7 protein-coding genes and 1 pseudogene are annotated in these 8280 nt (G+C 68.4%); 4 read left to right on the plus strand and 4 right to left on the minus strand.

Annotated elements, in window-relative coordinates; genetic code table 11:
* Both alr and ABXG85_RS07080 read right to left on the minus strand, forming a co-directional pair.
* A complete protein-coding gene (gene alr, locus ABXG85_RS07075) occupies positions 1 to 1065 on the minus strand; it encodes an alanine racemase (RefSeq protein WP_353513018.1) in 1065 nt (354 codons plus the stop codon).
* 1 nt (position 1066) lies between these two features.
* Positions 1067 to 3184: a primosomal protein N' family DNA-binding protein gene (locus ABXG85_RS07080; RefSeq protein WP_353513019.1), complete on the minus strand. Its 2118-nt coding sequence runs from the start codon at positions 3182 to 3184 to the stop codon at positions 1067 to 1069.
* 20 nt (positions 3185 to 3204) lie between these two features.
* Here ABXG85_RS07080 and ABXG85_RS07085 point away from each other — a divergent pair, with 20 nt between their 5' ends.
* Positions 3205 to 4254, plus strand: coding sequence for an MFS transporter (locus tag ABXG85_RS07085; RefSeq protein WP_353513020.1), 1050 nt, complete (start codon positions 3205 to 3207; stop codon positions 4252 to 4254).
* Positions 4255 to 4269: 15 nt separating this feature from the next.
* On the opposite strand, the gene der is transcribed toward ABXG85_RS07085, so the two are convergent.
* Positions 4270 to 5568, minus strand: coding sequence for a ribosome biogenesis GTPase Der (gene der, locus ABXG85_RS07090; protein ID WP_353513021.1), 1299 nt, complete (start codon positions 5566 to 5568; stop codon positions 4270 to 4272).
* A 77-nt stretch (positions 5569 to 5645) separates the two neighbouring features.
* Here der and ABXG85_RS07095 point away from each other — a divergent pair, with 77 nt between their 5' ends.
* Both ABXG85_RS07095 and ABXG85_RS07100 read left to right on the plus strand, forming a co-directional pair.
* Entirely contained in the window at positions 5646 to 6206 is a 561-nt protein-coding gene (locus ABXG85_RS07095) for a lysophospholipid acyltransferase family protein (RefSeq protein WP_353513022.1), read from the plus strand.
* Positions 6207 to 6247: 41 nt separating this feature from the next.
* Positions 6248 to 6613, plus strand: coding sequence for a DUF4870 domain-containing protein (locus ABXG85_RS07100; protein ID WP_353513023.1), 366 nt, complete (start codon positions 6248 to 6250; stop codon positions 6611 to 6613).
* On the opposite strand, the gene acpS is transcribed toward ABXG85_RS07100, so the two are convergent.
* Complete coding sequence (gene acpS, locus ABXG85_RS07105; protein ID WP_353513024.1) at positions 6591 to 6968, minus strand: holo-ACP synthase; 378 nt, start codon at positions 6966 to 6968, stop codon at positions 6591 to 6593. The two genes, ABXG85_RS07100 and acpS, sit on opposite strands and share 23 nt — an antisense overlap.
* Before the next feature lie 53 nt (positions 6969 to 7021).
* Between acpS and rsmF the strand changes: the two are divergent.
* A pseudogene (gene rsmF / locus ABXG85_RS07110) lies at positions 7022 to 8155 on the plus strand (16S rRNA (cytosine(1407)-C(5))-methyltransferase RsmF); the annotation flags it as partial.
* Positions 8156 to 8280: the final 125 nt, after the last annotated feature.

Below are 8280 nucleotides of genomic sequence, written 5' to 3' on the forward strand. Positions count from 1 at the left end.
CTAATCGTAAAGGTAAAGGCGGGGGAGGCGGCGGGAGAGGTGGACCGCCACCTCGTAGGGGATGGTGCCCCGGGCCTCGGCCCAGGCAAGGAGCCCCGTGGGGCCGAAGTCGGGGGAGAGAACCTCAAAGACCGCCTCGAGGCCCACGGGCCCGGGGAGGAGGACCGTGGTCTGGTCCATGGAGATCCGCCCCGCCACGGGGCAGAGGGTCCCGTCCGGCCCCCGCACCCAGGCCACCGCCCCCCGGGGCAGGCCGTCGGCGTAGCCCACGGGCAGGGTGGCGAGCCACTCCCCCCCTCGGGCCACGTACTCCCCCCCGTAGCCCACCCGGTCCCCCGGCCTCAGGCGCTTCACCAGGGTGGGCCGGGCGAGGAGGCGGAGGATGGGCCTCAAGCCGAAGCCGGGGACGAGGCCGTAGAGGGCGAGCCCCACCCGCACGTTCTCCCCCCCGTGGAGGAGGAGGCCCATGGAGTTTTCCAGGTGGTAAAGGTAGCCCTCCCCTAACACCTTCCGCACCTCCTGGAAGCGGCGGCGCTGCACCTCCACGAAGGCGGCGTCCTCCCCCGCGGTGGCCAGGTGGCTGTAGACCCCCTCCACCCTGACCCCCAGGGCGGCCAGGGCCTCGAGGGCCGCCCGCGCCTCCTCCCAGGGGAAGCCCACCCGGTTCATCCCCGTGTCCACCTTGAGGTGGGCCCGGGGCACGAGGCCAAGGGCCCGGGCCCGCCCCGCCAGGGCCTGGGCCGCCTCGAGGGTGGAGAGGGTGGGGGTAAGGCCCCACCTCAAGGCCTCCTCCGCCTCCAGGGGGTGAAGGCTTCCCAAGAGGAGGATCTCCCCCTCCACGCCCCCCTCCCTCAGGGCCCGCCCCTCCCCCACCGTGGCCACCGCCACCCGCCGCGCCCCCTTCTGGAAGAGGAAGCGGGCCAAGGGCAGGGCCCCGTGGCCGTAGGCGTCCGCCTTGAGCACGGGGATCACCTCCCCCTGCGCCCGCGCCCGCAGGAGGTTCCAGTTGGCCCAAAGGGCTTTCAGGTCCACCTCTATCCAGGCCCGTTCCTCCACAAGGGCCATGTTAGTCCTCCAAGAGCCCCACGAAGCGGTGGGGGTCGGGGTCCAGCTTAAAGCGGCGGCGGTCCAGGCGGGAAAGGAGCTCAGCGAGCCTCTCCGTGCTCCCCTTCAGGAGAAGGTGGTAGACGTAAAGCCCCTTCACCCGGGGCACGGGGGCTGGGGCGGGCCCCAGCACCTCCCCTTCCTGGGCCACCCCCTTTAGGGCCTCCAGGAGGCCGTAGGCCTCCGCCAAGGCCCGCTCCTCCTTGCGGTGGGCCACCTCCAGCTTCACCATGCGCACCTTAGGCGGGTAGTCCAAGGCCTCCCGCAGGGCCTTCTCCGTCCAGGGGAAGGCCTCCACGCTCCCCTCCTGGAGGGCCGCATGGGCGGGGTGGTCGGGGTAGTAGGTCTGCAGGGCAAGGAGGGGCCTCCGCCCGGGACGGAGCTCGGTGAGGGCCCACAGGAGGCGGTGGTACCGCTCCGCCGCCCGGAAGTCCGCCTCCAGCAAGAACCCCTCGGCGTAGGGCAGGAGGACGAGGGCCAGCTCCGGGAGCACGGGGCCCCGCAGGACGGCCGTGGTCCCCACCACCACCCCGGGCGCCCCCTGCAGGAGGGGGGTGAGGTCGTCCCGGGCGTCCTTGGCGTAGCGGTAGACGGGAAGGCTCAACTTTTGCCGCAACACCTCCTGGAGCCACTCCAAACCCGGGCCCTTGGGCTCCAGGAGGGGAGAGCCGCACACGGGGCAGAGGGCGGGGGGGGCCTCCTCGTGGCCGCACTGGTGGCAGAGGAGCCTCCCCTTCCCCCCCTTGTGGTAGCGCAAGGGCAAGGCGCAGTCGGGGCAGGTGGGCTTGTAGCCGCAGTCGGCGCAGAGGAGGAGGGCGCTATACCCCTTGCGGGCGGCGAGGACCAGGGCCTGCCGCCCCTTTTCCTCCACCTGTTTCAGGAGGGCCCAGGCCCGCCCCGTGAGGGGAAAGCCCTTTTCCCGCCTCAGGTCTAAAAGGAGAAGGCGCGGCTTGGGCACGGGAAAGGTGAGGCCAGGCCGCTCCAGGACCTCCACCGCGGGCACCAAGGAAAGGTAGGTGAGGGGCACCCCTAATAGCCTCGCCCGAAGCTCCGCCAAGGCGGGAACGAAGGCCCGGGTGCCGGAGGGCAGCTTGTAGCTTTCGCTCCCCTCCTCCACCACCACCAAGGAGGCGGGGGTGAAGGGGAGGAGGAGGCCGGGATAGGTGGCGAAGATGACCCCGCCCGGCCTCCTAAAAAGCGCCTCCCGCTCCCAAAGGGGAAGCCCCCCGTGATAGGGCCGGGCCTCGGGGAAGTACTCCAAGAATTTCTCCAACAGGCTCACCTCGGGGAAGAGGACCAAATGGTCCCCCTCGGCCACAAGCCCCTTCAAGAGGCGCACCCGCTCCCCAAGCCGCCCCCCGTTCACCCGTCCGGGCCGCTCCGGCAGGAACAGGGGCGCCACGGGCTTCCCCTCCCGGGAGGGGGGCAGGGGAGGGCCGTAGCCCACGTACCCCTCCGCCACAAGCCGCTTCACCCGCCCCACCCCCACCCCCGCCGCCCGGGCCAGGGCGGCCAGGCTTTCCGCCTGGCGGAGGGCGTGAAGGGTCTGAAGGATGCGGTCCAGATCTGGGTCGGGGTGGGCCTCCTTAAGGGGCAGGAGGACCCTTTTCCCCTCCTTGAAGGCGAGCTCCTCCTCCAAAACCCCGGCCTCCCGTAGGGCGTCCAGAAGCTTGGGGTCGAACCCCTTGGCCTCCTGCCAGGTGGAGAGGGCCTCGAGGCCCTTGGGCAGAAGGCTTGGCTCCGCCCCCGGGTAGAGCCGCACCCTATGGCGCACCTCGGGGAAGGGGGGAAGGAGGTCGGCCAGGACCTGGCCCAGGGGGGCGAAGAGGTAGCGGGCGACCTCCTCCAGGAAGCGGATTTCCTCCGGGCGCAGGTAGGGGCCCTCGTCCAGGTAGGCGATGGCGTGGCGGAGGGCGTGGGAGGGCCTTCCCCCCTCCCCCACCACCACCCCAAGCCGCACCTCCCCCCGCCAGGGCACCGCCACCCGCCGCCCCAAGGCCTCCTCCCCCTCGGCCCCCAGGGGGGGCAGGTAGCTCATGGGGGGGAGGGGAAGGGGCAGGGCCACCTGCAGGACCCGCATATGGGCCTAGCATAAGGGGGATGCGCCTGGCCGTCCTCCTCTCCGGCGTGGCCCTTTACAGCGCCCTGTACGCCGTGGTCCCCCTCCTGCCCCTTCTGGAAAGGCTCCACCACGCCCCCCCGGGGGCGGCGGGGCCGGGCATGGGGCTTCCCCTCCTCCTCCTGGTCCTCCTCTCCCCCCTGGTGCCCCGCTTCCCCTGGCCGGCGGGGACCCTTTTGGGTGGGGGGCTTCTCCTGGTGGGCCTGGGTGGGGTCTTGGGGGCCGTGAGCCCAAGCCTTTCCCTCTGGACCCTCTCCCGCCTCCTCCAGGGGGTGGGGGCCGCCCTGGTGCCCGCCCTGGCCATCGCCCTGGTGCCCGTGCTCTACCCGCAGCGGGCCTTGGAGATGGCGGGGCTCTACATGGCGGGCAACGTCCTTGGGGGAGGGTTGGGCCGGGTCCTGGCGGGGCTTTTGGCAGAGGGGCTTGGGGTGCGGGGGGCGCTATGCCTCCTCTCCCTCCCCGCTTTGCTCCTGGGGCTTGCGGTCCTCCGGGCCCCTGCCACCCTTCCCTCCTTGGGACAGCCCCGCTACGAGCTAAGGGCCCTCCCCCTCTACGCCGTGGGGGCCATCCTTCTCTTTCTTAACCTCTTCCTGGCCAACCTCCTCCCCTACCGCCTCCTGGAGTGGGGCTACGGCCCCGGGCAGGTGGGCCTGGTCTACCTGGCCTACCTCTTCGGCATCCCGGGAAGCGCCCTCTCCGGCGTCCTGGCCCGGCGGCTTGGGGCGGTGGCCACCTTCCGCCTGGCCTTCGCCTTGGCCTTAGGGGGGATGGGGCTTCTGCTCCTGCCCCCGCCCCACCTGGTCCTGGGCTTCGTCCTCCTGATGGCCGCCCTCTTCACCGCCCAAAGCCTAGCCTCGGGGGCAGCGGGGCGAAGGGGGGCGGGGGTGAGCGGGACCTACGTGGCCAGCTTCTACCTGGGCGGGACCCTGGCGGGCCTCCTTTACCCCTTCTTCCTCCACAGCTTCCCCCTGGCGGTGGGGGTGGGGATAGGCCTTGGGGTTTTGGCCTTCCTCCTCGCCCCGGTGCGCTAAATCTAGGGGTTTACCTTAAACTTCTTCCCGCCGGCCGCGGAAGAGGAGGCGGAAGGGGATTTCCTTAAGCCCGAGGTCCTCGCCAATGCGGTTTTTTAGGTAGTTCTCGAAGGCGCGGGTGACGAACTCGGGGTGGTTGACGAAAAAGACGAAGGTGGGGGGGGCGACTTCCGGTTGGGTGGCGTAGAGGATCTTCAGGGGCTTGCCCTTGAAGTTGGGCATTTGCACCTTGGTGGTCCAGACGCTGACGAAGCGGTTGAGCTCCGCCGTGGGGATACGGGTGTGATTGCGTTCGTGAAGGCGCACCGCCTCGCGGAAGATCTTGTCCAGGTTCTGCCGGGTAAAGGCGGAGGTGAAGACCCGGGGCAGGTGCTCCAGGTGGGCGAGCTTTTCCTTGAGTTCCCGGCGCAGTTTGGGCGCTTCCTCCTTGGCCACCAGGTCCCACTTGGTGATGACCAGAAGGGTGGGTTTGCCCTTTTCCATGGCGTGGTTGGCCAGTTTGAGCTCCCGGTCCCCCACCTGGAAGGGGTCAATCACCAATAGGACCACATCCGCTTCCTCTATGGCCCGAAGGCTCCGCTTGATGGCGAGCTCCTCCACCAGGCTTTCCGGTCGCTTGCGGATGCCGGCGGTGTCCACCAGGAGGAAGCGGTGGCCGCCGAAGAAGAACTCCACGTCTATGGCGTCCCGGGTGGTGCCGGGCTCCTCGGAGACGATCACCCGCTCTTCCCCCAGGATGGCGTTAAGCAGGCTGCTCTTGCCGGCGTTGGGGCGGCCCACGATGGCCAAGCGGATGGCCGCCACCTCGGGCTCGGTGTCGATCTGCTTGACGGGGAGCCTTTGCCAAATGGCTTCCAAAAGGTCCTCCAGGCCCCGGGCGTGTTCGCTGGAGGTGGGGATGGGGTCGCCGAAGCCCAGGGCGTAAAGGGAGCCCAGGTAGGCCTCGTGCTTGGGGTCATCCACCTTGGTGGCCACCAGGATCACGGGCTTTCCCTTCTTGCGCAGGTATTCCGCCACCTCGTAGTCCGCTGGGGTTAGCTCGGCGCGGCCATCCACGGCGAAGAGGACCACCTCGGCGTCCTGGAGGGCTTTATCCACTTTTTCTTGGATCTTTTTCTCCCACCGATCCCCCGACCAGAGCCCCCCGGTGTCCACCAGGAGAAAGCGTCCTTTTTCCGTTTCCACCACGCCCTCTTTGAGGTCGCGGGTGACCCCGGGCACATCGGCCACCACCGCGCTCCGCTTGCCCAGGAGGCGGTTGAAAAGGCTGGATTTGCCCACGTTGGGCCGGCCTACGATGACGACTTTGTGCATCTTTACCCCACAAAAGAGGGGTGGGAAGCCCCCACCCCGCCTTTTCCCAGTTTACCATAGGGGGTATACTTCTTGGGATGCAAAGGTTAGCGGGTTGGGTACTCCGGCGGCTTGGGTGGCGCTACCACATGCCTCCGCCTCCAGAGGGGAGCTACGTGCTCATCGGGGCGCCGCACACCTCCAACTGGGACTTTTTTATAGGGATCCTGGCCCTTTGGGCCTTAGGGATCCGTGCCCGGTGGCTCGGTAAGAAGGAGCTCTTCCGCCCTCCCCTGGGGTGGCTTTTGCGGGTTCTGGGGGGTATGCCTGTGGACCGCTCCAGGCGGAGCAACCTGGTGGACCAGGTGGCGGAGATCCTGAAGCGGGAGAAGCTGGCCGTCCTCATCACCCCTGAGGGCACCCGGGGGAAGGCCCCTTACTGGCGTACGGGGTTTTACTACATGGCCCTGAAGGCGGGGGTGCCCATTGCCCTGGGATACGCCGACTTCCGCCGGAAGGAGGTGGGCATCGGGGGGTATCTTTACCCCACGGGGGACTTGAGGCGGGATTTTGCGCAGATCCGCGGGTTTTACCAGGACAAGGTGGGCCTGAGACCGGAGAAGCAGGGGCCCATCCGCATCCGGGAAGAGGCCGAATAACTGGGACTTGCTTTCTAGAGTAGTGGCTTTAGAATGAGTGCATGGAGCAACCCACCCCTTTTTCGGATACGGAGCGGACTTGGGCGGCGGTGGCTCACCTGGCACCTTTGGTAGGGTACTTCGTACTCATCGGCCAGATCCTGCTACCCCTGGCCATCCTCCTTTGGGGTCCTCGAACTGCCTTTGTGCAGGCCCACGCCAAGGAGGCTTTAAACGGCCAGATTAGCTACACCTTGTATGGTGTCGCCTTGGTTCTGCTAGCCATCACCGTGGTTGGCCTGATCTTGGCTGTACCCCTGGGCCTGGTGCTCGTGGGGGTGGCTTTATGGAACATGGTGCAGGGAGCCTTGGCGGCTGGACGAGGAGAGATGTACCGCTATGCCCTCATTCTGCGGTTGGTGCCTTGAGTTCCAGGATGACCACCGCCAAGGCCATCCCCCGCTCGTGGCTCAGGGTGAGGTGGGCGCGGAGGCTTTCTTTCTGGAGCTTGGCCTCGAGCTCCGGGACGAACCGGAGCAGGGGCCGCCTTCCCTCTAGCCCCACCCAAACCGCTTTCCAGGAAAGGGGTTCCGGCCAACACTTCTGAAAGGCCTCCTTGGCTGCCAGGCGGGCGGCGAGGCTTGGGGCGGGGTCCCGGTGGGTAAGGGCGTAGGCCAGCTCTTCCTCGGTAAAAAGCCGCTTTAGGATCCTTTCCCCATGGCGTTCCAGGAGCTTGCGCACCCGCGCAATCTCCACCAGGTCAGCGCCCACCGCCCGGATCACGGGACCAGTCTACGGCCTTGAGGGGAAGGGTCTGCCCGTGCTAGGGTACACGGGTGTTGCCCAAGGCCTTCCTCTCCCGCATGGCCGAGCTTTTGGGGGAGGAGTTTCCCGCCTTCCTGCGGGCCCTCACCCAGGGGGAGAGGGCTTATGGACTGCGGGTGAACACCCTGAAGCTTTCCCCGGAAGACTTCTTAAGGATTTCCCCTTGGCCTTTGGCTCCCATTCCTTGGTGCCCCGAGGGCTTCTACTACCCGGAGGAGGCCCGGCCTGGCCCCCACCCCTTTTTCTACGCCGGGCTTTACTACATCCAGGAGCCGAGCGCCCAGGCGGTGGGGGTGCTGCTGGACCCGAGGCCGGGGGAGAGGGTCTTGGACCTGGCGGCGGCCCCGGGGGGGAAGACCACCCACCTGGTGGCGAGGATGCGGGGGGAGGGGCTTCTCCTGGCCAACGAGGTGGACGGGAAGCGGGTGCGGGGGCTGTTGGAGAACGTGGAGCGCTGGGGGGCCCCTTTGGCCGTGACCCAGGCCCCCCCGCGGGCGCTGGCGGAAGCCTTTGGTGCCTATTTCCACCGGGTGCTCCTGGACGCTCCCTGCTCGGGGGAAGGGATGTTCCGCAAGGACCCAGAGGCCATCCGCCACTGGGGGCCCTCCGCCCCCAAGCGGGCGAGCGAGGTGCAAAAGTCCCTTCTGGCCCAGGCCGCCCGGCTGGTGGGCCCGGAGGGGGTCTTGGTCTACTCCACCTGCACCTTCGCCCCCGAGGAGAACGAAGGGGTGGTGGCCCACTTCCTGAAGGAACACCCCGACTTTCTCTTGGAAGACGCCCGCTTCCACCCCCTTTTCGCCCCCGGGGTGCCGGAGTGGGGGGATGGTAACCCCGAGCTGGCCAAGACCGCCCGGCTCTGGCCCCACCGCCTCGAGGGGGAGGGCCACTTCCTCGCCCGCTTCCGGCGGGTGGGGGGGGCTTGGGCCACCCCCAGGCTGGAGCGGGTCCCTCCCCTTCCCCAAGAGGCCAAGCGGGCGCTTGCCGCCTTTTTGGCGGAGGCGGGGCTATCCCTGGAGGGGCCCATCCTGGAGCGGGCCGGGCACCTCTACCTCCTGCCCGAGGGGCTCCCATCCCTGGCGGGCCTGAAGGCGCCGGCCCCAGGGCTTTACCTGGGCTTGGCGCAAAAGAGGCGCTTCCGCCCCGCTAACCGACATTCCGCACCCCTCTCCCTTGGCCTTAGGATTTTGGGATGGAAACCACACCCAACCTACAGGTGTACGACCTGGGCCACCTGGGCCTGGTGGCCAGCATCCTGGATCAGATAGGACTG

The organism is Thermus sp. LT1-2-5 (assembly GCF_040363165.1).
Classification (GTDB): domain Bacteria; phylum Deinococcota; class Deinococci; order Deinococcales; family Thermaceae; genus Thermus.

What these genes read in the sequence shown, in the direction of transcription:
- alr (WP_353513018.1), bottom strand. Translation starts at nt 1,065, where the DNA reads ATGGCCCTTGTGGAGGAACGGGCCTGGATAGAGGTGGACCTGAAAGCC.
- ABXG85_RS07080 (WP_353513019.1), bottom strand. Translation starts at nt 3,184, where the DNA reads ATGCGGGTCCTGCAGGTGGCCCTGCCCCTTCCCCTCCCCCCCATGAGC.
- ABXG85_RS07085 (WP_353513020.1), top strand. Translation starts at nt 3,205, where the DNA reads ATGCGCCTGGCCGTCCTCCTCTCCGGCGTGGCCCTTTACAGCGCCCTG.
- der (WP_353513021.1), bottom strand. Translation starts at nt 5,568, where the DNA reads ATGCACAAAGTCGTCATCGTAGGCCGGCCCAACGTGGGCAAATCCAGC.
- ABXG85_RS07095 (WP_353513022.1), top strand. Translation starts at nt 5,646, where the DNA reads ATGCAAAGGTTAGCGGGTTGGGTACTCCGGCGGCTTGGGTGGCGCTAC.
- ABXG85_RS07100 (WP_353513023.1), top strand. Translation starts at nt 6,248, where the DNA reads ATGGAGCAACCCACCCCTTTTTCGGATACGGAGCGGACTTGGGCGGCG.